18 protein-coding genes are annotated in these 22057 nt (G+C 60.6%); 10 read left to right on the top strand and 8 right to left on the bottom strand.

The window, feature by feature from the left end; genetic code table 11:
- Positions 1 to 35: 35 nt before the first annotated feature.
- From EIY72_RS11710 to EIY72_RS11725, 4 genes are all read right to left on the bottom strand, one after another.
- Entirely contained in the window at positions 36 to 1196 is a 1161-nt protein-coding gene (locus EIY72_RS11710) for an iron-containing alcohol dehydrogenase (protein ID WP_093223005.1), read from the bottom strand.
- Positions 1197 to 1199: 3 nt separating this feature from the next.
- Positions 1200 to 2591, bottom strand: coding sequence for an aldehyde dehydrogenase family protein (locus EIY72_RS11715; RefSeq protein WP_093223004.1), 1392 nt, complete (start codon positions 2589 to 2591; stop codon positions 1200 to 1202).
- 22 nt (positions 2592 to 2613) lie between these two features.
- Positions 2614 to 3987 (bottom strand): glutamine synthetase family protein, encoded by a 1374-nt coding sequence (locus EIY72_RS11720; RefSeq protein WP_093223001.1) that lies wholly within the window; start codon positions 3985 to 3987, stop codon positions 2614 to 2616.
- Positions 3988 to 4157: 170 nt separating this feature from the next.
- Complete coding sequence (locus EIY72_RS11725; RefSeq protein WP_162276445.1) at positions 4158 to 5072, bottom strand: LysR substrate-binding domain-containing protein; 915 nt, start codon at positions 5070 to 5072, stop codon at positions 4158 to 4160.
- Positions 5073 to 5199: 127 nt separating this feature from the next.
- On the opposite strand from EIY72_RS11725, the gene EIY72_RS11730 reads away from it, so the two are divergent.
- From EIY72_RS11730 to EIY72_RS11745, 4 genes are all read left to right on the top strand, one after another.
- Positions 5200 to 6546, top strand: coding sequence for an NAD(P)/FAD-dependent oxidoreductase (locus EIY72_RS11730; protein WP_093222995.1), 1347 nt, complete (start codon positions 5200 to 5202; stop codon positions 6544 to 6546).
- Between the two features lie 45 nt (positions 6547 to 6591).
- The gene (locus tag EIY72_RS11735) at positions 6592 to 8241 is read left to right on the top strand and encodes an FAD-dependent oxidoreductase (RefSeq protein WP_157720941.1); all 1650 of its coding nucleotides are present in this window, start codon (positions 6592 to 6594) and stop codon (positions 8239 to 8241) included.
- A 3-nt stretch (positions 8242 to 8244) separates the two neighbouring features.
- Complete coding sequence (locus tag EIY72_RS11740) at positions 8245 to 9414, top strand: NAD(P)/FAD-dependent oxidoreductase (RefSeq protein ID WP_093222989.1); 1170 nt, start codon at positions 8245 to 8247, stop codon at positions 9412 to 9414.
- A gap of 76 nt (positions 9415 to 9490) precedes the next feature.
- Positions 9491 to 10288 carry a transporter substrate-binding domain-containing protein gene (locus tag EIY72_RS11745; RefSeq protein WP_093222986.1) on the top strand — a complete coding sequence of 266 codons (798 nt, stop codon included), beginning with the start codon at positions 9491 to 9493 and terminating at the stop codon, positions 10286 to 10288.
- Between the two features lie 59 nt (positions 10289 to 10347).
- On the opposite strand, the gene EIY72_RS11750 is transcribed toward EIY72_RS11745, so the two are convergent.
- The gene (locus EIY72_RS11750; RefSeq protein ID WP_093222983.1) at positions 10348 to 10845 is read right to left on the bottom strand and encodes a GNAT family N-acetyltransferase; all 498 of its coding nucleotides are present in this window, start codon (positions 10843 to 10845) and stop codon (positions 10348 to 10350) included.
- Positions 10842 to 11282: an HIT family protein gene (locus EIY72_RS11755; protein ID WP_093222980.1), complete on the bottom strand. Its 441-nt coding sequence runs from the start codon at positions 11280 to 11282 to the stop codon at positions 10842 to 10844. The genes EIY72_RS11750 and EIY72_RS11755 overlap by 4 nt, the downstream gene beginning before the upstream one ends.
- 195 nt (positions 11283 to 11477) lie before the next feature.
- Here EIY72_RS11755 and EIY72_RS11760 point away from each other — a divergent pair, with 195 nt between their 5' ends.
- Positions 11478 to 13682: an OsmC domain/YcaO domain-containing protein gene (locus EIY72_RS11760; RefSeq protein ID WP_093222977.1), complete on the top strand. Its 2205-nt coding sequence runs from the start codon at positions 11478 to 11480 to the stop codon at positions 13680 to 13682.
- Between the two features lie 51 nt (positions 13683 to 13733).
- Here EIY72_RS11760 and EIY72_RS11765 read toward each other — a convergent pair whose 3' ends face one another.
- Positions 13734 to 14468: a hypothetical protein gene (locus EIY72_RS11765; protein WP_132680131.1), complete on the bottom strand. Its 735-nt coding sequence runs from the start codon at positions 14466 to 14468 to the stop codon at positions 13734 to 13736.
- Between the two features lie 250 nt (positions 14469 to 14718).
- On the opposite strand from EIY72_RS11765, the gene EIY72_RS11770 reads away from it, so the two are divergent.
- The 5 genes from EIY72_RS11770 (at position 14719) to betI (ending at position 21005) form a co-directional block, all read left to right on the top strand.
- Positions 14719 to 15591, top strand: a complete 873-nt coding sequence (locus EIY72_RS11770; protein WP_132680132.1) for a hypothetical protein — start codon at positions 14719 to 14721, stop codon at positions 15589 to 15591.
- Positions 15592 to 15988: 397 nt separating this feature from the next.
- A complete protein-coding gene (locus EIY72_RS11775) occupies positions 15989 to 17485 on the top strand; it encodes an aldehyde dehydrogenase family protein (RefSeq protein WP_093222968.1) in 1497 nt (498 codons plus the stop codon).
- Positions 17486 to 17495: 10 nt separating this feature from the next.
- Positions 17496 to 18680 carry an iron-containing alcohol dehydrogenase gene (locus EIY72_RS11780; protein ID WP_093222965.1) on the top strand — a complete coding sequence of 395 codons (1185 nt, stop codon included), beginning with the start codon at positions 17496 to 17498 and terminating at the stop codon, positions 18678 to 18680.
- Positions 18681 to 18737: 57 nt separating this feature from the next.
- The gene (locus EIY72_RS11785) at positions 18738 to 20183 is read left to right on the top strand and encodes a purine-cytosine permease family protein (RefSeq protein WP_093222962.1); all 1446 of its coding nucleotides are present in this window, start codon (positions 18738 to 18740) and stop codon (positions 20181 to 20183) included.
- Between the two features lie 174 nt (positions 20184 to 20357).
- A complete protein-coding gene (gene betI, locus EIY72_RS11790) occupies positions 20358 to 21005 on the top strand; it encodes a transcriptional regulator BetI (protein ID WP_093222959.1) in 648 nt (215 codons plus the stop codon).
- Between the two features lie 6 nt (positions 21006 to 21011).
- Here the strand turns inward: betI and EIY72_RS11795 are convergent, their stop codons facing one another.
- Positions 21012 to 21917, bottom strand: coding sequence for an MBL fold metallo-hydrolase (locus EIY72_RS11795; RefSeq protein WP_093222956.1), 906 nt, complete (start codon positions 21915 to 21917; stop codon positions 21012 to 21014).
- Between the last annotated feature and the right edge of the window lie 140 nt (positions 21918 to 22057).

The raw sequence follows: 22057 nt of genomic DNA on the forward strand, positions 1-22057 counted from the left end.
CCTGCCCCTATGGCGACGCCGGGCAGTCGATTGCTCTACAGGCGGCCGTGATACGCCGCGCTGAAAATCTCCGCCACGCCGGCCCGGGTCAGGGGCAGCGGGTTGCCGCCGGCCGACGGGTCGACGATGGCCATGTCCGCGATCAGCTCGGCCTGCTTGTCGTCCACGCCCAGCTCGAACAGCGTGTGCGGCACGGCGATGTCCTTACGCAGCTTGAGGATGAACGCGAGAAAGCTGTCGAAGCCCGGGGAGGGCAGGCCCAACCAGGCGGCCAGGCGCGTAATGCGTTCCTCGATGGCCGGGCGATTGAACTTCAGCACATAGGGCATCAACGTCGCGTTGGTCATGCCGTGATGGGTGTCGTACAGCGCGCCGATGGGATGGGCCAACGCGTGCATGCCGCCCAGGCCTTTCTGAAAGGCCGTCGCACCCATGGCCGCCGCGGCGAGCATCTGCCCGCGGGCTTCGAGGTCGTCAGGTACGTGCACGGCGCGCACCAATGCCTGGCTCACCAGACGCATGCCCTCGACCGCAATGCCGTCGGCCAGCGGGTGGAAACCGGGGGCGCAGTAAGCTTCAAGGCAATGGGACAGGGCGTCCATGCCGGTCCCGGCGGTGATTTTGGCCGGCATGCCGACGCTTAGGGTCGGGTCACTGATGACTACGCGTGGCATCATTTTCGGATGGAAGATGATGCGTTTGGTGTGCGTGCGCTCGTCGATGATCACCGCCGCGCGGCCCACTTCGGAACCGGTGCCGGCCGTGGTCGGCACGGCGATCACCGGGGCGATGCGACTCTCATCGGCGCGGGTCCAGTAGTCGCCGATGTCCTCGAAATCCCAGACCGGACGGGACTGACCGCTCATGAACGCAATGAGCTTGCCCATGTCCAGGCCGCTGCCGCCGCCGAAAGCCACCACGCCATCGTGCTTGCCGTTGCGCCAGGCGTCGAGACCACCGGCCAGGTTGGCTTCGACCGGGTTGGGCTTGAGGTCGCTGAACAGCGCCGCACCCAGGCCGGCATCGCGCATGGCGTCCAGTGCGGCGAGGGTGATCGGCGCTTTCGCCAGGCCACTGTCGGTGACCAGCAAGGGTCGCTGGATTCCCTGGGCGCGACAGACCTCGGCCAGCTCGGCGATGCGCCCGGCGCCGAAACGAATGCTCGTGGGGTAGTTCCAGTTTCCAGTCAGGCTCATGGTTCAGATCTCGTGGCGCAAATGGAAGGATTTGGCGCGGGTCAGGTGCTCGTAGCCCAGGCTCGACAGGGTGACGCCGCGTCCGCTGTTCTTCACCCCGGTCCAGGCCAGGGCCGGGTCGAGGTAATCGCAGCGGTTCATGAACAGGGTGCCGGTGTCGACCTGCTCGCCCAGACGCTCGGCGGCATCAAGGTCGCGGGTCCAGATCGAGGCGCTGAGCCCGAACTCACTGTCGTTCATCAGGGCGATGGCTTGGTCATCGCCCTTGACCGGCATGATGCCGACCACCGGGCCGAAGCTTTCGTCGCGCATGACTGACATCTGATGGCTCACATCGACCAGCACTTGAGGGGCGAGGTACGCGCCGCCGGGCACATCGGCAGCAAAAGCCTGTGGATCGATCAGCGCCCGCGCACCCTGGGCCAGCGCTTCGGCGATCTGCCCGCGCACGAACATGGCCGCACCGGGTGTCACCATCGGGCCCAGCGTGGTCGCCTCATCCAAGGGGTTGCCCAATACGTACTGGCGGGTGAGGGCGGCGAAACCCTCGACGAATGCCGGGTAGATTTTTTCATCGACGTAGATCCGCTCCACGGCGCAGCAACTCTGCCCGGAGTTGAAGAAACTGCCGTCCACCAGGTTTTCCACGGCATGCTCCAGGTTGGCATCGGCGCGTACATAGGCCGGGTCCTTGCCGCCCAATTCCAGGCCCAGACCGAGGAAGCGTCCGGTGGCGGCGCTCTCCATGGCTTTGCCGGCATCCACCGAACCTGTGAAGTTCACTTGCTGCACGCGTCCGCTGGCAATCATCGCGCCGGTGTCGGTATGGCTGAGCAGCAGGTTGTGGAACAGCCCCTCGGGTAAATGCGCGCGGTGCATGGCTTCGGCGAATCGTTCGCCCACCAGCAGGGTTTGCGAGGCATGTTTGAGGATCACGCTGTTGCCGGCCATCAACGCCGGAATGATGCTGTTGACCGCCGTCAGGTAAGGGTAATTCCACGGCGCAACCACCAGCACGGTGCCCAATGGATCACGTTTGATGAAGCGACGAAAACCCGCGACGGGCGAGGGTTCGACCACTGCCAGAGCTTGCGCGGCGATGGCGATCATGTGCCGCGCCCGCTCCTCGAAACCGCGCAGCTCGCCGGCGCCAAAACGCACCGGACGGCCCATCTGCCAGGCCAGTTCCGGGACGATCTGGTCTTTCATGCCGAGCATGGCGTCAACCACGGCATTGCAAAACGCCGCGCGTTCGCTCAGGGGCCGGCGTTGCCACTGCGCCTGGGCGCTGGCGGCGGCCTGCAGTGCCTGTTCGATCTGAGCCGGCGTGGTGTACGGACGTTCGGCATAGACCCGGCCATCAACCGGGGAAATCAGTTGAATCGTTGCAGTCATGATGTTCTCAACCACCCTGGTGTCAGTAACGTTCGAAGCCGCGCTGCAGTTCCCAGTCGGTCACGCGCCGGTCGTACTCTTTCTGCTCCCATTCGGCGGTGTGCACGTAATGGTCGACCACCTCGTCACCGAAGGCTTCGCGCAACATGCCCGAGTGCTTGAGGGCGGCGCTGGCCTCGCGCAGGGTCTTGGAGACTTCCGGCAATTGCTCGTCGAGGTAGGCATCACCTTCGAAGGGCGGGGTAAGGCTGAGCTTTTCGTCGATCCCCGCAAGGCCGGCGGCGATCAGCGCGGCGAACGCCAGGTAGGGGTTGAGATCGGCCCCGCCGATGCGGCATTCGATGCGGATGGACTTGCTGCCTTCGGCGCACAAACGGAAGCCGGCGGTGCGATTGTCCAGGCTCCAGACCGCACGGGTCGGCGCGAACGTGCCGGCCTGAAAACGCTTGTAGGAGTTGATGTAGGGGGCGAGAAAACAGGTGATGTCGTTGGCGTATTTGAGCTGCCCGGCGACCCAGGAACGCATCAGTTTCGACATGCCAAACTCGGCCTTGGCATCGAAAAACAGCGGCTTCTTGCCGTGCTTGTCCCACAGTGAATTGTGGATGTGGCTGCTGGAACCGGCAGCGTCATAGCGCCACTTGGCCATGAAGGTGATTGCCTTGCCCTGGAGTTGGGCGATCTCCTTGCACGCGTGTTTGATGATGACGTGGTGGTCGGCCATGGTCAGCGCATCGGCGTAGCGGATGTTGATTTCTTCCTGGCCCGGTCCCCATTCGCCCTTGGAGTTCTCCACGGGAATGCCGCAGGCCTGCAGGTGCTTGCGAATGGCGCGCAGCACCGGTTCTTCGCGGGTGGTCTGGAGGATGTTGTAATCCTCGATGTAATGACCGGCGGTCTTTGGCTTGAAGTAGTTGCGCTTGTGGATGGCCTCGTAGCTCTCGTCGAACAGGTAGAACTCCAGTTCCGAGGCGAACATGCCGGTGTAGCCGCGCTCACGCAGGCGTTCGACCTGTTTTTTCAGGATCGCCCGGGGGCTGTGGGGCAGGTCTTGCCGATGGTGGTGATCGAGCACATCGCACAGCACCAGCGCCGTGCATTCCAGCCAGGGCACCTTGCGCAGGGTGCTCATGTCCGGCTTGAGGACGAAGTCGCCGTAGCCTTTGCTCCAGCTGGCTGCCGCGTAGCCGGGCACCGGCTCCATGTCGATGTCATCGGCCAGCAGGTAGTTGCAGCAGTGGGTTTCTTCGTGGCCGCTATCAATGAAAAATTCGACCTGGAAGCGCTTGCCGACCAGGCGTCCCTGCATGTCGACCATGCACACCAGAACGGTATCGATTTCGCCTGCGGCGGCAGCACGCTTGAGTTCGTCAAAACTGAGGGTGGGCTCGGTCATCACGGCAGTCCTGCGCAAATTGTCGGGTCTTTCTGAAATAGCTGTTGCAGACGCTCTCCAGGAAAAACCAACTACTGCAGCCGCGAGCATCGGGGGCAATTAGCTGACCCTTAGCTTAGCCTACTGTCGCTTTTCGCAAGTTTTGCCGAAAGGAAATTTGCCCATGGGTGTTAAATGGGGCGCTCGGGATCATCGGCTTTTCTGAAGTCGGCTGCGGCAACCTGCTGCTCCAGCCACGCCAGAAATTCGCAAAAGCCGCTCGAGCGTTTCACCCGCTTCGGGTAGACCAGCGTGTAGCGGCCCCCCGTCACGATGCGACCGGCATGCACCCGCACCAGTTGCCCATTGAGCAGCTCATCGCGCGCCAGCACTGCGTCGACCAGCGCGATGCCTTGGCCACACTTGACCGCGACAATCGCCGACTCCAGCGTATCAAACGTCAGGTGTGGATTGTCGTTGCCGGTGGAGCCGGGGTAGTACTCTTCCCAGCGCCGCCAGTCCAGGCGGTCCATGCTCGAGTCCACCAGCCGTGCAGTGCGCAGCAACGCCTCTGGCGAAGTCCCGGCCAGCAGCGCCGGTGAGCACACCGGTATCAGTTGTTCTTCCCACAACTCCAGCGCTTCGAAGTCCGGCCAGGTGGCCGTGCCGTAGGCGATCATGGCGTCGACCGACTCGAAGGCAAAATCGGGGAAGCGGTGATACACGGTGTCGACGCTGACGGTGACCTCCGGGTGCCAGCGGAAAAACTCCGTCAGTTGCGGGATCAGCCAGCGTGCGGCCATGGTCGGGTGTGCGCGCAGGCTGACGCTGCGGCCCACGGTGGTGAGCATCTGCGAGGCATCCGACAGCAGTCCGATCACTTGCTCGGCCACAGGTTCCAGGGCCTTGCCCTCGTCGGTGAGCACGATCCGCCGGGTGTGACGCTCGAACAGGCGACTGTCCATGCGCGCTTCCAGTTGCGCCACCTGCCGGCTCACCGCGCTCTGGCTGAGGTTGAGCAGCTCGCCGGCCTTGCCGAAGTTGCCGGTCTTGGCCACGGTCAGAAAGGCTTGCAACAGCTCGATGGAAGGCAGTTGTCGACTCACGTTTCTATGCGCTCCTGGCATCGGATTAATGCAGATACATCACTGTCATTTCCCGGGGACGGGGCACATTCTTAACGCAAACCTCGATGCCGCGCCATGCGTCATTCTCAATCTGACGGTTTCCACTATGAATATTCCAGAAGCGGCATTTGCCAGCGCGTCGGTCCCCCGGAACGGTGGACTGCCCCATGAAGTCGACGTGGCGATCATTGGCGCCGGCCTGATGGGCTGCGCCTGCGCGTACTACCTGAGCAAGGCGGGCGCCAAGGTGCTGCTGCTCGATAAAAGCGCCCTGGCGGGCCAGCAGTCTTCGCGGGCCTGGGGCTTTGTGCGCCAGCAATCGCGGGATGAAGCCGAGGTGCCGATGATGCAGGCCAGCATCGAAATCTGGCGCTCGCTGGAGCATGAACTGCAGACCGACCTGGGCTGGCGCAACGACGGTTGCCTGTTCGTCGCCGCCAACGAAGCGGAGCGTGACGGCTACGAGTCGTGGCTCAGCGTCGCGCGCAGTTTTGCCCTCGACACCGTGATGCTGTCGCCCCGTGAGGTTACGAAAAAATTGCCGGGTTATGCCGTGCCGCAGCTTGGCGGCCTGTTTACCGCCAGCGATGGCCAGGCTGAGCCGACCCTGGTGGCACGGGCTTTCGCCAAACGCGCCCGTGAGCTGGGTGCACAGATCGTCGAGCAGTGCGGCGCCAAAGGCATCGACGTTGCGGCCGGTCAGGTGGTGGGCGTTGAAACCGAACTCGGCTACGTCAAGGCGAAAACCGTGGTCTGCGCCGCCGGCGTCACCACCTTTCGTTTGCTCAAGCGCCTGGGGATCAACTTGCCGCAGCAACTGGTCCGCGGCACCGTGGCGCGGACCACGCCCGGCCCGGCGTTGAGCGGCATCTCCACCATTGCCAATGGCGTGGGCTTCCGCCAGCGCCTCGATGGCAGCTTCAACATTGCCGACGATGCCCATGTCGACGTCGACATGACCCTGGGCCATCTGCGCGCCCTGCACTGGTACGCGCCTTCGCTGTGGGCGCACCGCAAGTCCTTTCGCTTCAATCTCAACGGCGCCTGCCTGAGCGACCTGCAGCAGCGCATGCCGTGGTCGGAAGCCTCACGCCTGGGCCCCGGCATTCACCAGCGCAACCCGCTGATCCCGCCCAACGACAAAGGCCTGGGCCGGGCCATGCACGCGCTCAAGGCGGCGTTCCCCGGGCAGGTGCATACGCAGATCGCCGACCGCTGGGCGGGGGGGATCGATGTCTTGCCCGACGGCATTCCGGTGATCGACGCCAACACCACGCCCCGTGGCCTGGCGGTGGCTACCGGTTTCTGCGGGCACGGTTTCGCCATGGGGCCGATCGTCGGCAAGACCCTGGCGGACTGGATCGACTCGGGCGACCCGGGGCTGGACATGCATCAACTGCGTTTGTCGCGCTTCGCCGAGGGCGACGTCAAGCCGCCGTCTTCGCTGTTCTAGTCGATAGCCACGGGTTTTCATTTCACATCTGCCGGGGGAAACACAGTGACCAAAGCCATTTATTACGATCCGGCCTCGGTGGCCGGCAAGGCGCCGCCGATCAACGATGACACCGATATCCTTATCGTCGGTGCCGGCCCGGCGGGGCTTGCCGCCGCGCTGGCGGCCGCCGGGCATGGCCTGAGCGTGACGCTGGTGGACGAAAATCCGGTGCCCCTGGAGACCATGGGCGAAGAAGTGCCGCTGCATTTTGGCGGCAGGATGGGCGCTGCCGCCGGCAACCGCAACAGCGTGCTGCAAACCTTGCTCGATGCTCGTCCGCAGATCGCCGAGGCGCTCGAGGCCGGGGTCGATGTGCGGCTCGGCACGGCGGTTTGGGGCCTGTTTCCCCAGCAACCTACTACGGCCTGGATCGACGGCGCCGTGGCGGGGCTGGCCGATGATGATCATGCCTGGCTGTTGCGCTTCAAGCAGGTGATCGTTGCCGCAGGCCGCCGCGACATGGGCCTGGCCTTTGATGGCTGGCAGCGTCCAGGGGTCATGGGCGTCAGCGCGGCGCATCGATTGGCGAGCGTGTATGAGGCGCTGGACTGCCAGCGTGCCGTGCTGATCGGCAGTGATACGCAAGCGCTGGCCTCGGCCTGTGGGTTGCTCGACAAGGGTGTGCGCATTGTCGCCATCGTCGAGCAGGCCGCCGAGCCAAGCGGTGACGCGACCTTGCTGAGCCGGCTGGTCGGGCAGGGCGCGCGAGTGCTGACCGGACAGGTCATTCGTGAAGCCCTCGGCGATGCCTTGGGCGTCAAGGGCATTGTCGCGGTCGCCGTCGATTCCACGGGCAAGCCGATTGAAGCTACGGCGATTGAAATTGAGTGCGACACCGTGCTGCTGGGTGTAGCGGCCATTCCGGCCATCGAGTTGGTCGAGGCTGCCGGCTGCCGTACAGCGTTTCAGGCCGACCGCGGCGGCCACGTTGCGCTTGTCGACCCGGCGCAGCGCACGTCCTTGCCGTTCGTATTGATGGCCGGCGATTGCGCGGGTGTCTGGCCGTCGAAAAGCCTCGAAGAAGAGATTGCCCGCCGTGAAGGCCGGATTGCTGCGCACACGGCGCTGGCCGCACTGGGCGTCGACATTGCCCTTGAAGACTCGGCGTCGCCGCCTGATGTGCCGGCCATTGATATTGGCGAGCGACGTACCGCCTGGGTCCGCGCCGTCACGCTTCACGCTCGAAAAGAACCGTTTGTGTGCCTGTGCGAAGAAGTCACCGCCAGCGAGATTCTTGGTCAGCAGCCACCGCGTTATCTCGGCTGGAAACCCAGCGATCCTGCACAACACAACATCATGACGTCTTCACACAAGGCGTCACCCAACCCGGATGTGACCAAGCGTCTGACCCGCGCCTGCATGGGCCCATGCCAGGGCCGTCGTTGCCGTGAACAGGTGGCGACCCTGCTCGGCATTGGCGCGGGCATGAAGGTCGAGGACATTGCCCTGGCCTCGTTTCGCCCACCGGTACGGCCGTTGTCGCTGCACCAGGCCGGCCAGGTCGAAGAAGTCCCGCAGATGCAGAGCCGTTGGGATACCTGGTTCGACATGCCGTCGCAATGGACGCCGTTCTGGTTGTGCAGCGGTCAGCCGACCGTCGCCAGACGCGCCCCGGACGTCCGTCCCGCCAACCCGCTGCCGACCGAGGGCTGAGTCATGCAGGTCATCAAGAAATCGTCGAACCGTGCGTCCGTGGTCATAGTCGGTGGTGGTGTCACCGGTTTGAGTGCCGCCTGGTGGTTGGCCCGCGAAGGCGTCGATGTGCTGGTGCTCGAAGCCGGCCTGATCGGCTGGGGCGCCTCGGGGCGTAATGGCGGTGGCTGTTCCCATCACCACAGTCCGTTGTTTGCCGAGGAGCAACGGCTGTGGCCGATGATGGACGAGTTGCTGGGTTATCCGACCGAGTATCGCCCGGACCGTATCAGCATCGACCTTACCGAGCACCAGGTTGCACTGGATCAGAAAGTCGTGAACGAGGCCGCCTGGTATGGCCTGCGCGTCGATTCCCTGGACCCGCAACAGGTGCGCGAGCTGGTGCCCTTTGCCGGCGATAACGTGCTGGCGGGCTTTTATTATCACTTCGGTGGGCACGCCAATCCCCATCGCACCTTGCAGGCTTATGCCTGGGCGCTGAACAACCTCGGTGGCAGGGTGCTGGAACACTCACCGGTGGTCAGCATCGAACGCCAGGGTGAGCGTGTGACGGGTGTGCGCACGGCCAATGAGCTGATTGCCTGTGATCACCTGGTGATTGCCGCAGGTCCCTATACCGGTGAACTGGCCGCGCAACTGGGTGTACATATTCCGCTGGTCACGGCTCGCGCCGAGATGATCGTCACCGAGCCGCTGCCGTTGCTCGACATCGGTGGCGTGGATGGCAACGGCCTGTACGGCCGGCAAACCCTGCGCGGTAACCTGGCCTACGGCGGCGGGCCCCATGAATGGGTCGATCTGGCGGACCTGCAAGGCACCCGCGCGCAGTCGACGCCGCTGCAATGCAACATCGCCAGACGGCTCGCCGAACTCTTCCCCAAGGTCGCGCACAAGCGGGTGATTCGCAGTTGGGCCGGGTTCATTGAGAACACGCCGGATGGCCGCCCCGTCATCGATCGTGCGCCGTCGCTGGACAACCTCACCGTGGCCACGATGTCCGGTGTCGGTTTCGGCCTGTCGCCGGCCAGCGGTCATGCCATTCGCGATCTGGTGATGGACGGGCGCTGCGGTTTTGCCGACCTGTCGACGTTTTCGCTTTCACGGTTTTCTGCACTGGAGCCTGACTGGCAGGCCATCCAGGGTTGGCTGCCTTTGCCCGTACCCGCGGCCTAAACGTTTTTTGCAACATCGCTGCACGCCATTGGACCGTTCCATCCATAACAATCCTCCTGATAAAAAAGGATCGACCATGAAACGAATGTTCCGCAATCTGACATTGCTGGCCTCAATCGGCATGACGTTGTGTTCCTTTTCGACAGTCGCCGGCGCCTCCCAGGACAAACTGCGCTTTGGTGTCGCCGCCGAGCCGTACCCGCCGTTTCTGGTCAAGACACCCAGTGGGCAATTCACCGGTTTCGAACCCGACCTGATCCGTGCGTTGTGCGAGCAGATGAAGGCCGATTGTGAAATCAAGGAAGTGGCATGGGACGGCATCATCCCGGCCTTGATCGCCAACAAGTTCGATGTGCTGTTCAACTCCATGGGCATCAGCCCGGAACGGCAGAAAGTCATCGCCTTCTCGCGGCCTTACTACGAAACCACCGGCATTTTCGTTGCCGCGAAAAACGTCGAGCTAACCCTGACACCAGAAGGCCTGGCCGGCAAATCCATCGGTGTGCAAGGCTCGACCACCAACGCCGAATTCATCCGTACCGCCTACGGCAAGACTTCGGACATCCGTATCTACAACACCCAGGACGATTGCAACGCCGACTTGCTGGCGGGGCGCATCGACGTGATGTTCCTCGACAAGCTCGGTGACATCGACTTCCTCAAGTCTCGCGACGGCCTGGCCTATGAAGAAAAAGGCACCGGCAGCGTCAAGATGGACCCCTTGCTCTACGGGCTGGGTGTCGGAGCCGGGCTGCGCAAGGGCGATACCGCACTCAAGGCGCGCATCGACGACGCGCTGACGCAACTTTATGCCTCGGGCCAATACACGAAGATTTCCGAGAAGTACTTTCCGATTGATCTGTGGCCGCACTGAGTGGCGCGCGACGGGGAGCCATGGGTTGCGGCTCCCCCGAACCTGCAAGAGGCGCTGTTCTAGAGAGTAAGAACAAACCGGCGTTCGTTACCTGTTTGCTGGATAGCAACGGGGTCAGGCACGAAGCCGCAGCGCTCCAGCACCTTCTGCGAGCCCGCATTGTCCTCGAAGACGTACGCCAGCAACTGCGTCAGCGCCCAACGCGACCTCGCGGTCTCGATCAGGTGCCTGAGCGCCAGGGTCGCCAGTCCCTGCCCGCAGAACTGCTCGCCAACACGGTAACCGACTTCCGCGCAGCGGCTCGTCGCGTCGATGTTTTTCAGGTTGGCGCGCCCGACGATGTTTCCCTGGACGTCTTCGATCACCAACGGGTGCCAGGCGCCAACGGCAAAACCGGACAGGTATTCACCGATGTGTTCGGCCACCCCTTGTAATGAGTAGAACGCCGGCTCGCGGGCATCGATATGCGCTTCGAACCATTCACGGTTCTGCACTTCGAAGGCCAGCAATGCCTGGGTGTCCGTGGGTGCGAGTTCGCGGATGTTGAATGACGTCATTGATCACCCTGGCCCAGTTGCCCGGCGATGCGCTGACGCAAGTCGCCATGGGTTTCTTCGCAGTAGGGAATGGCGTTTTTCCAGTCATAGAACCAGACCGGCATCTTGCGTTGACCTTCCGGTTCTGAGGCGTAGCGAGGGAAGAGGTGGCAGTGCAGTTCCGGTTCGCTGTTGCCGAGGATTTCATAATTCATGCGCAGGGCATCGGTGACCTGCAGCACGGCGTCACCCAGGCGAGCCATGTCCAGCAGGTAGCTGGCTCGGGCTTCGGCGTCCAGATCGTTGAGGCTGGGCACGACCGGGTCGGGCAGCAGCAGGCAGTAACCAGGGAGAAACTGCACATCGCCCATGACCGCCCAGCCGGACGGCATGCGGCAGATGACTTTGTCATTGAGGCCCTGGCGGGCGAGTTCCACGCGTTGCGTAATCAGCGACATTCATGATCCTTGATGAAAGAGCGGCATCCGGGCCGGGCCTGAAGTTATCAGGCTGGAACGACCATTTAAACACGAACTGCGACGGGCGCACCCGGTGCAACCGGTCGGCGGCCACGGCGGAAAGCACGAGACTTCCCGCGCAAAAGCCGGATAATGGCGGCCAATTTGTTTAGCTCGTTATTCTGGTACTCGCGCATGGAAATCAAGGTCAACTTTCTCGACAACCTTCGACTTGAGGCCAAGTTCGACGACTTCACGGTGATCGCCGACCAGCCAATTCGCTACAAGGGCGATGGCTCGGCCCCGGGACCGTTCGACTACTTCCTGGCCTCGTCGGCCCTGTGCGCGGCGTACTTCGTGAAGCTGTACTGCGAAACCCGCAACATTCCCACCGACAACATTCGCCTGTCGCAGAACAACATCGTCGACCCGGAAAACCGCTACAACCAGATCTTCAAGATCCAGGTCGAGCTGCCGGCGGACATCTCGGCCAAGGACCGTCAGGGCATCCTGCGTTCCATCGACCGCTGCACGGTAAAAAAAGTCGTGCAGACCGGGCCCGAGTTCGTGATCGAGGAAGTCGAGAACCTCGACGCCGATGCCCAGGCGTTGCTGATGCCGAGCTCGGTGTCCGACGGCGGTACTTACATCGCCGGCAAGGACCTGCCGCTGGAGCAGACCATCGCCAACATGTCGGGCATTCTCGCCGACCTTGGGATGAAGATCGAAATCGCTTCGTGGCGCAACATCGTGCCCAATGTCTGGTCCCTGCACATCCGTGACGCGCATTCGCCGATGTGCTTCACCAACGGCAAGGGTTCGACCAAGGAAAGCGCCCTGGCCTCGGCATTGGGCGAGTTCATCGAGCGCCTGAACTGCAACTTCTTCTACAACGACCAGTTCTGGGGCGAGGAGATCGCCAATGCGCCGTTCGTGCATTACCCGGACGAGCGCTGGTTCAAGCCTGGCGCGAAAGACGAACTGCCGACCGAGATCCTCGACGAATACTGCCTGAAGATCTACGACCGCGAGGGCGAGTTGCGTGGCTCGCACCTGTACGACACCAACTCCGGTAATACCCAGCGCGGCATTTGCTCGCTGCCGTTTGTGCGCCAGTCGGACAACGAAGTGGTGTACTTCCCGTCCAACCTGATCGAAAACCTCTACCTGAGCAACGGCATGAGCGCCGGCAACACCCTGGCCGAAGCGCAGGTGCAGTGCCTGTCGGAAATCTTCGAGCGGGCGGTGAAACGCGAAATCCTCGAAGGCGAGATGGCGTTGCCGGATGTGCCGCAGGAGGTGCTGGCCAAGTACCCGGGCATTCTGGCGGGTATCAAGGGCCTGGAAGAGCAGGGCTTCCCGGTGCTGGTCAAGGATGCGTCGCTGGGCGGTGAGTTCCCGGTGATGTGCGTGACCCTGATGAACCCGCGCACCGGCGGCGTGTTCGCTTCGTTCGGCGCCCACCCAAGCTTTGAAGTGGCGCTGGAGCGCAGTCTTACCGAATTGCTGCAAGGCCGCAGTTTCGAAGGCCTGAACGATTTGCCGCAACCGACTTTCTCGGGTCAGGCGGTCACCGAGCCGAACAACTTCGTCGAGCACTTCATCGACTCCAGCGGTGTGGTGTCGTGGCGCTTCTTCAGCGCCCAGTCCGATTACGAGTTCGTCGAGTGGGATTTCTCCGGCCAGGGCGAAGACTCCAACGCCGAGGAAGCCTCGACCCTGTTCGGCATCCTCGAAGACATGGGCAAGGAAGTCTACATGGCGGTCTACGAGCACATCGGTGCCAAGGCCTGCCGCATCCTGGTGCCGGACTACTCGGAAATCTATCCGGTCGAAGACCTGATCTGGGACAACACCAACAAGGCCCTGCAATTCCGAGCCGACATCCTCAACCTGCACAACCTGAGCAAGGTCGGCCTGCGCAACCTGGCCAAGGGCCTGGAAAACGCCGAGCTGGACGATTACACCGACATCACCACGCTGATCGGCATCGAGTTCGACGACAACACGCCGTGGGGCAAGCTGACCATCCTCGAACTGCGCCTGCTGATCTATCTCGCGCTGCAGAAGTACGAGCAGGCCAAGGACCTGGTCGAAGCCTTCCTGCAGTACAACGACAACACCGTCGAGCGCGGCCTGTTTTACCAGGCGGTGAACGTGGTGCTGGAGATGGAGCTGGACGAAGACCTGGAACTGGCCGACTACGAAGTCAACTTCCGTCGCATGTTCGGCGACGAGCGCATGGACGCCGCCATCGGTTCGGTGAACGGCAGCGTGCGCTTCCACGGCCTGACCCCGACCAGCATGAAGCTGGAAGGCCTCGACCGCCATCTGCGCCTGATCGACAGCTACAAGAAACTGCACGCGGCGCGGGCCAGTGTGACGGCTTCGTCGCGCTGAACGGACGCACTTTCTGTAGGAGCCGGCTTGCTCCTACAGGGGAGAAGGCAATCACACCTCGATGTGCAGCCTCTGTCTTTTCTGGTCCGGATCTGTTTCGGACTTTTTGTGCAGTTGATCCAGCCAGGAATCTGAACTGCTCAGGTCAAGCGCACCCTTGTTCAGCAACAACCCATAGTCGATCAGCTTGTGAAAGTTGCTCAGGTCCAGGGTCACCTTGCCTTCGAACTGTGGCTTGTCCAGCTGGACCATTTCGATCACCAGTTTGGCGTGCTTGAGGGTCAAGGGTTGCAAGCCTTTGGTCTCGTTCAGCAGGGCGGTCAGGATTTCCTCATCCCGGGCGGTCAGCGTATTGGGAGGCGAGGTGACTTTCAGCTGGCCGTCCTCGCTGACCGTGAAACCGGTGGCGAGGTGTGCCAGGCCTGACCACTGGCTTTGCAGGTTTTGCTTGAAGTTGGCGTAGAGATCTTCCATTTCACGGAGGGCGATTCCGGCCTGGATTTCTTTGCCGAGGAGGAAGTAGCCTTTGGTTCTTTTTAGCTGCATACCTACTCCAAAATCATCAGGGGTCAGGTTGTTCGCCTCTAAAAATGCATCCAGCGCATCCACATCTTCGCTGGTGATTCCTTTTTGCTCTGAGCGACGCATAAGTATGTCGATGGCCAGCATTGCTCTTTTTTCATCAACTCCCGGTATTTCAACCTTATCGGACTTGGGGGTTTCCAAAAAAGTCTTTGCGACTTGCGAAAACGCAATTTGAAGCGATATAGCACCTGTTACGTTCATTTCAATCTCTCATGGCAGGAGGGGTCTAATGACTTAACGGCCAGTTCCTGAATTGGATGACCTGATAAACATGTAGGAATAATCCGAACAGGAAGTAGGTGCTTTCACATGTGCCGTTTTTATTGGAGTTGTATACATATCTACCGCTTCTCACCTTGGGCAGGTCGATCAAATGCAGATGCCATTTTGGTGGAGAAACTCCGGGAATTTTTGATTTCCGGTATCTGGTTTAAATGATGAGAGCGTTGCTATGTGGATTACTTCAATTAAAAAGTTTTGGTTGAAACTGGTATTTTTGTTTGGGGGGGGATTGTTGGTAGCAGGTACAGCGGGGGCGATGTCTTTCATGAGTGGGGCGGCTGTGTCGGGTGTTGCGACTCAAATCACGTTGATGCCAGCGGTGCTGCCGGACAAACTCAACACTCTGGTGGAGGGACTGGCTGACGAGACGGAAGTGAAGCACTACAGTTTCACTTCAGTTCGGGGACAGGACGTATTGATCCATGCACACGTGAAGAACAACCGACCTTTGACTGTGGAATATAATCACGAAGGAAACTGGTCGGTTATTCCTTGGGGAGAGGCTTTAAAGTTGACAGGGTTGGCGCCTGATCAGGAGGTTCAGGTTCGTATCTCGAAGAAACCGTCCAATGCTTTCGTAGCGGGGGATACCTATATTCTTGAATTGGGTTCAGCGCCTTATTACGCAGACAGCCGAGTCCGGGGTGATGCCGCTGAGATACCACTCTACTGGGCAACCACTCAGGCATACCGGGTTTTGAACTGGTCAGTCTTGTTGAAGGACTCGACAGGTCATCCGGTCGAAGGCGCTACTGCGACTTTGATCTTGAACAAAGGTGGAACTGATATTCCTTTCCCTCTTGTAACGGATAGTACCGGAAGCGCAGCCGATGCCATTCAGTTGGGCAGTTGTCACGGTCTTCTGACCTCCAACCCGTTCTGGACCAGCAGTGGCAAATACCGCTACAAATGGGAAGTGGAATACAACCGCGGATATTGGCTGATTCAGGTTCAAGGTAAAGAGGCCTCCGGAGTCGGGGGCCATAACGTACCGAACGTTTCCTTTGCGCAGATTTGCTATCAAAGAATGTTGCGCAGCTAAATCGTTGTGTTCCCGGCGAAGCGAAGGTTCACAAACGTTTTGTCGGGATTCTTCAAGCTATCAGAGCCAGATGCAGGCTCTGTCATTTCTGTTCCGGATCCTCCTCGGATTTCTTGTGCAGTTGGCCCAGCCAGGGACCCTCTGCTCAGCTCAAACGTTCCATTGTTCAGCAACGATCCGGAGCGAATCAGCTTGAGTTGGAGGCATCCGAACAGTTTGCAGGCGCTTTCGAATGTGCTGTTTTCCGCCATGGAAAGCGCTTGTATTGTCATTTCGGTCAATATTTTCTCGGGTGTTACTGAAAAATAATTCAGTTAATGCCTTTCCTGTTATTGAATGTATTTTCAGTATCGCCTAGCATCGCCTCCGCCTGACAAGAACAAGATGAGGTGTTGCGGTGGCAGATTTGAAAGACCAGGCCTACTGGCTTGCACAAGCGAAAACGCTCGAGATCGAAGGCCGGGCGTTTGTCGATGGCGTCTATGTCGACGCCCACAGTCGTGAGACCTTCTACTCCTACAGCCCGATCGATACCGCGCCGTTGGCCGCGGTTGCCCGGTGTGAAAGCGTCGATGTTGATCGTGCGGTAGCGGCAGCGCGGCGCAGTTTTGAGGCTGGGGTCTGGGCAGGGCTGGCCCCCGGCGAACGCAAGGCTGTGCTGTTGAAATGGGCCGCCTTGCTCGAAGCGCACACTGAAGAACTGGCCTTGCTGGAAACCCTGGACAGCGGCAAGCCCATCGCCGATACCCTTGGCGGAGATCTGCCCGGAACCATTTACTGCCTGCGCTGGTTTGCCGAGTTGATCGACAAGGTGCACGGCGAGGTACCCGCGACATCCCCAGCGTTTTTCGGCACCGTCACGCAACAGCCCATGGGCGTTGTGGCGGCGGTCGTGCCCTGGAACTACCCCTTGCTGATGGCGGCCTGGAAGTTCGCTCCGGCCCTGGCGGCCGGTAACAGTGTGGTCCTCAAGCCCTCGGAAAAGACCCCGCTCAGCGCCTTGCGTATTGCCGCACTGGCGATGGAGGCGGGGATGCCTGCGGGTGTGTTCAACGTGGTCCCCGGCGACGGTTCTGCCGGGCGGGACCTGAGCCTGCATGGCGATGTCGACTGCATTGCCTTTACCGGTTCGGGCAAGGTCGGGCGCGAGATTGCCAAGAATGCCGCGGCCTCCAACCTCAAGCGAGTGTGGCTGGAGCTGGGTGGCAAGTCGGCCAATATCGTCATGGCCGATTGTCCGGACATCACCCAGGCTGCGCATTCTGCGGCCGCTGCGATCTTCGCCAACATGGGGCAGGTGTGCAGTGCCGGTTCACGGCTGCTGGTGCAGCGCTCCATTCTTGACTCACTGATTCCGGTGTTGCTTGAGGCCACCGACGCCTGGCTGCCTGGCCATCCACTGGACCCGAACAGCGTTACCGGCGCCATCATCGACGGTGTGCAGTTCGAGCGTGTCTGCGAATACATCGACATCGGCCAGCAGGAAGCGCAACTGCTCAAGGGCGGGCAGGCACTGTCGGATATCGCCTCGGGCGCTTATCTGCAACCGACGATTTTCCTCGCCCGGGACGCCTCGGCCCGTATCGCCCGCGAAGAAATTTTCGGCCCGGTGCTGGTGGTCTTTGCCTTCGACACCCTGGAGGAGGCGATCGCGATCGCCAATCAGACCGAGTACGGCCTGGCGGCGGCGATCTGGTCCTCCGATCTGAAGACGATCCACCACGCCACCCGGCAACTGAAAGCGGGCACGGTCTGGGTCAACTGTTATGACGAACTGGTGGACATGAACTTCCCCTTTGGCGGCTTCAAGGAGTCCGGTAATGGCCGGGATAACTCCGCCCATGCCCTGGGCAAATACACCGAACTGAAATCCACCATCGTGCGTTGCGCTTGAGGTAAACCCCATGGAAAACAATCTATCAGCGTTGAACCGGCAAACGTGGACCGTGCCGTTGCCGATGGAGTATGGCCCGGGAGCCCGTCACCAATTGGTGGAACTGTGCCGGGCATTCAACATCTCCCGGCCGATCATCATCACTGACCAGGGCTCGTTGAGCCTGCCGTTCGTGGGCCAGATGCAACAGGCGCTGACCGATGCCGGCCTGGTGTGCGGGGTGTACGGCGGGATCGAACCCAACCCCACGGACACCTCGGTGATCGCCGGCGCGGCGGCTTATCAGGCATGGGAGGCCGACGGCATCATCGCCCTGGGCGGCGGCAGTGGTCTGGACGGCGGCAAGGCCGTGGCCCTGATTGCCCGGCAAACCCGCTGCGATCTGTGGACATTCGATTTCGATAAGCCGGTGCCGAGTGGTTTCAGTGCCGCCGATTTCCCGCCGGTGATCACCATCCCGACCACCGCCGGGACCGGTGCCGAAACCGAAAGCACGGCGATGCTCACCGACACCGCTCGTGGCATCAAGGGCTGTGTGTGGCACCCGCGAGCGCGACCGGCAGCGGTGATCCTCGACCCGGAACTGACCCGGAGCCTGCCGGCTAACCTCACGGCATGGACCGGTTGCGATGCGATCATTCATGCACTGGAAGCCTACTTTGTGCCCAATTTCAACCCGCTCAGCGACGGTGCAGCGTTGCAGGCGCTGAACCTGCTCTGGAGTTCGATCGACACGGCCGTCCACCAGGGGCAGGACCTCGAAGCCCGGGGCAAGATGCTGATTGGCTCGTGCCTGGCGGGTGTCGGCTTTCTCAAGGGGTTGGGGCTGGTGCACGCGCTCAGTCACATGGTCGGTGCCACCTACAACACCCACCACGGTCTAACCAACGCGATCATCCTGCCGGTGGTGTTGCGCTTCAACCGGGCCGAGATCATGCCAAGGCTCAAGCCGGTCGCCCAGGCGATGGACCTGCCGGATGCGCGCTTCGAGACCTTCTACAGCGCCATTTGCACCTTGCTCGACCGCCTGAATATTCCCAAGTCGCTGTCTGAACTGGGTGTCAATCACGCGGACATCAGCGCGGTGGCACGCAAGGCCATGGGCGACCCCGCACGCTTGACCAACCCCCGCGACAGCACCCTGCAAGATCTCGAGATCCTGCTGGCCCAGGCCATCGATCAGGGTCGCGACTGACCACGCATTTCAACGTTTTGCCGTGCAATCAAACCAACAATAAAAGGTGCAACCGAGATGTCTGTCTCCAGCGAAGCCTCGTCCAAAGGACGCCTGAACCTTGAAACACGCTCCATCGATTACGTCCCGCTCGCCGAGCGCCACGGCAAGGCCTGGCACCTGTGGCCGATCTGGTTTTGCGGCGAGGCGCACCTGACCACCCTGGCCGTCGGCATCATCGGCATCGGTATGGGCGCCAACCTGTTCTGGTCGGCGGTGGCGATCTTCCTCGGCTGCGCCTTCGGCACCCTGTTCATGGCCGGTCACTCGACCCAGGGCCCGCAAATGGGCCTGCCGCAGCTGATTCAATCACGGCCGCAGTTCGGTTATCTGGGGGCGTTGCTGGTGTACGTAGTGGCCATCGCCACCTACGTCGGCTACAACGCCTTCAACCAGTTGCTGGTCGGGCAAACCCTGCATGAACTGTTCAACGCGCCGGAACAAGGCTCGGCGATCGCCTTTTCGTTGCTGGCGATCATCATGGCGATTGCCGGTTACAACACCTTTCACAAGGTGCAGCGAGTCCTCGCATTCGTGCTGATCGCGGTGATGCTGGTGTTCACCGCCGGGCTATTGTTCTTCGTCAAACTGCCGGCCGAGCAGTTGAGCGTTTCCGGGTTCAAGGCGACGCCGTTCCTCGCGCAGTTCTTTGTTGCCGCGGCCTATCAGTTGAGCTGGGCGATTTATGTCTCCGACTACTCGCGCTATCTGCCGCCGAATGTCAGCGTCAAGTCGTCGTTCTGGTGGACCTACCTGGGCGCGATGATTGGTGGCGTCTGGATGATGTTGATCGGTGCTCTGGCGGCGGCACTGAGCCCGGGACAAAATCTGGCCAAAGGCCTGGTGATGCTGGGCAACATGCTCTTCAGCGGTTTTGGTGAGTTCCTGTTGATCCTCGCTGTTCTGAGCCTGGTGACCAGCGCCGCGCAGAACTTCTACGGCGCCTCCATCACCCTGTTGAGCATTGCCGACACGATCAAGAGCCAGACCTCGACCTTGCTCAAGCGCATCGCCTCGATGCTGCTGGTGGGCGGCACCGCGATAGCCATCGCGATGACGGCCTCGGACAATTTCGTCAAGGATTTCGGTGATTTCCTCGCGATCCTCCTGTACCTGTTCACCCCATGGACGGCGATCAACCTGGTGGACTTCTACAAGGTGCGTCACGGCAAGTTTTCCATTACCGAGATCTTCAAGCCAGACGGCATTTACGGGCGCTGGAACTGGCGCGGCATCGGCGCCTATATCGCCGGGTTTGTGGCCATGCTGCCGTTTTCCAGCACCGGTTTGTACACCGGTTACGTGACCACGCTGCTCGATGGTGCCGACATCAGCATGCTGATCGGGCTGGTGGTTTCCGCACTGGTTTACTACTGGCTGTGCCGCTCGCAGAACATCCAGCAGGAACTGGCGCAGATCGATCACCTGGACAAGGATCTGGAAAGCGCGCTGCCCGCCAACTGACCTCGCTGCCCATGACTCACCGCCAGCAATGGGCGGTGAGTTTTTTATTTCTGTACTTCACCTCCAGCGTTGAAACTTCAGATCTGCGGATTTCCTGCGACCGGCCTGGCAAAAAGTTGCTAAATTGGCGCCTCGTCCAAATCGATAGACGCCCCGTAAAGCACAGGTTGATGAATGAGCAGTGAGTCTGAAGTGGTGGAACCGAAGAAACGCCGGACACGCATTGAGCCGGAGATGCGCCGCAAGGCCATCATCGAGGCGACGATGCAATGCATCACCCGTTATGGCCACAGCGGCAGCACCCTTGAACGCATCTGTGCCCAGGCGGGCGTGTCCATCGGCCTGATCGGCCATCACTTTTCCAGCAAGGAAGAGTTGATGTTGTCGACCTACCAGGAGTTGACCGATCAGTTGCGCGAAGAGACGCGCAAGTTCATGGCAACCCAGGGCGGCACCTCCGAAGACCGCCTGCTGGCGATCATCCGTTCTTCGTTTCGCGGGCAGATTTTCAACGAGTTCACGCTGACCACCTGGCTGGGTTTCTGGGGCGCGGCGGTGTCTTCGGACCAATTGCGCGAGCTGAACAAGAAGCTCTATGCCGATTACCGCAAGGAACTGGAAGCGGTGTTCAAGGCCATCGCCAAGGACAACGGCACCAAAATCGATGCCAAGGGCGCGGCACTGACCATCACCGCACTGATCGACGGCTTCTGGCTCGAATGGGCCCTCGACCATCAGGCCTTCAGTTCCAAACGAGCCGAGAAGTGCTGCATCACCACGGCCTTGATGTTTGTGAACAGTGCCGAGCCGCTGGCGGGGTGAGCGGCATCAATAACCGAATTTTCTGCCGTCGTTGAATTCAATGTCCGAGTAAATGCTGACTTCTTTGTCGACCTTGTAAAGATGCGTGCTCCTGACCAGATCCGAACCGGAGAAAGGCTCTGGCGTGGCTGTCTTGTCCTGCGCGGCTTTCATCTTGTCGCGGATGAGCTCGATCTCTTCGTAGGTCATTCTTGGCACCTGGGTCGGGTCTGAGCCAGCGTGGGCACCATAGATGGCCGTATCTTTGTTGATGATGTTCAGGGTGGCCGAAACCGAGGCAACATAATCCTTAATGTTGCCAACGAAGAGCGACGACGGATAAAGGTGGTCGCCTGACAGCAGCACATTATTCTTTTCGTCATAGAGCGCTACTTCATCTTCGGTGTGACCGGGCACACCGAGCAGTTTCAGTTTGACGCCACCCAGGTCGATCACCTCATTGGGCTTGACCAATCGCGACACTTTGAAGGGTTGCAGTACAAAGTGATCGAAGTTGCCCAGGTAAACTGACTCGGGCACATGATAGAGCCCGTCTTTCTGCTTGAACTGGCGCGTGAAGGCGGTATCCAGCAAGTAGATGCTGTCGAAGTTGTGCAGCCCACCGATGTGGTCGAAGTGCAAGTGCGATGGCAGAACGGACAGGGGTTTGCGGGTGATGCTCTTGACGACCTGGGTGATGTCTTCCTTCTGGTTGGCGCCGGCATCCAGCATCAAGGCCTTGTCGGTGCCGACAATCAGGTAAGAGTAATTTGCCTGGTAATAGTTGGGTTCGCCAATGGCATAAAGACTATCGCTTAGTTTGTGAACAACAAAGCTTGAGTTGGTTTTGTCGGTGTTTTCTGCGTTTGCGTTTAAAACAAGCGCACTCGCCAAAGTAATGGTAAGCAGGGCCTTTTTATTATTGAATTTCATCGGTGAAACTTCCAGGTGGTGGGGGCACCAGTCAAACGAATGCGCAACGGCTAATCAATCGATAAATACTAAAGGTTATGAACTTAGAAAAACTAAACTTTCGGGGCTGTCAGATTTGTCGGTGATCGTTGACGGAGTTC

It is taken from the genome of Pseudomonas vancouverensis, from assembly GCF_004348895.1.
Classification (GTDB): domain Bacteria; phylum Pseudomonadota; class Gammaproteobacteria; order Pseudomonadales; family Pseudomonadaceae; genus Aquipseudomonas; species Aquipseudomonas vancouverensis.

Excerpts from the sequence above, each read along its gene's own strand:
- EIY72_RS11795 (WP_093222956.1), bottom strand. The coding sequence starts at position 21,917 with ATGAAATTCAATAATAAAAAGGCCCTGCTTACCATTACTTTGGCGAGT.
- EIY72_RS11745 (WP_093222986.1), top strand. The coding sequence starts at position 9,491 with ATGAAACGAATGTTCCGCAATCTGACATTGCTGGCCTCAATCGGCATG.
- EIY72_RS11760 (WP_093222977.1), top strand. The coding sequence starts at position 11,478 with ATGGAAATCAAGGTCAACTTTCTCGACAACCTTCGACTTGAGGCCAAG.
- EIY72_RS11750 (WP_093222983.1), bottom strand. The coding sequence starts at position 10,845 with ATGACGTCATTCAACATCCGCGAACTCGCACCCACGGACACCCAGGCA.
- EIY72_RS11785 (WP_093222962.1), top strand. The coding sequence starts at position 18,738 with ATGTCTGTCTCCAGCGAAGCCTCGTCCAAAGGACGCCTGAACCTTGAA.
- betI (WP_093222959.1), top strand. The coding sequence starts at position 20,358 with ATGAGCAGTGAGTCTGAAGTGGTGGAACCGAAGAAACGCCGGACACGC.
- EIY72_RS11740 (WP_093222989.1), top strand. The coding sequence starts at position 8,245 with ATGCAGGTCATCAAGAAATCGTCGAACCGTGCGTCCGTGGTCATAGTC.
- EIY72_RS11720 (WP_093223001.1), bottom strand. The coding sequence starts at position 3,987 with ATGACCGAGCCCACCCTCAGTTTTGACGAACTCAAGCGTGCTGCCGCC.
- EIY72_RS11710 (WP_093223005.1), bottom strand. The coding sequence starts at position 1,196 with ATGAGCCTGACTGGAAACTGGAACTACCCCACGAGCATTCGTTTCGGC.
- EIY72_RS11780 (WP_093222965.1), top strand. The coding sequence starts at position 17,496 with ATGGAAAACAATCTATCAGCGTTGAACCGGCAAACGTGGACCGTGCCG.
- EIY72_RS11715 (WP_093223004.1), bottom strand. The coding sequence starts at position 2,591 with ATGACTGCAACGATTCAACTGATTTCCCCGGTTGATGGCCGGGTCTAT.
- EIY72_RS11755 (WP_093222980.1), bottom strand. The coding sequence starts at position 11,282 with ATGTCGCTGATTACGCAACGCGTGGAACTCGCCCGCCAGGGCCTCAAT.
- EIY72_RS11730 (WP_093222995.1), top strand. The coding sequence starts at position 5,200 with ATGAATATTCCAGAAGCGGCATTTGCCAGCGCGTCGGTCCCCCGGAAC.
- EIY72_RS11765 (WP_132680131.1), bottom strand. The coding sequence starts at position 14,468 with ATGAACGTAACAGGTGCTATATCGCTTCAAATTGCGTTTTCGCAAGTC.
- EIY72_RS11770 (WP_132680132.1), top strand. The coding sequence starts at position 14,719 with ATGTGGATTACTTCAATTAAAAAGTTTTGGTTGAAACTGGTATTTTTG.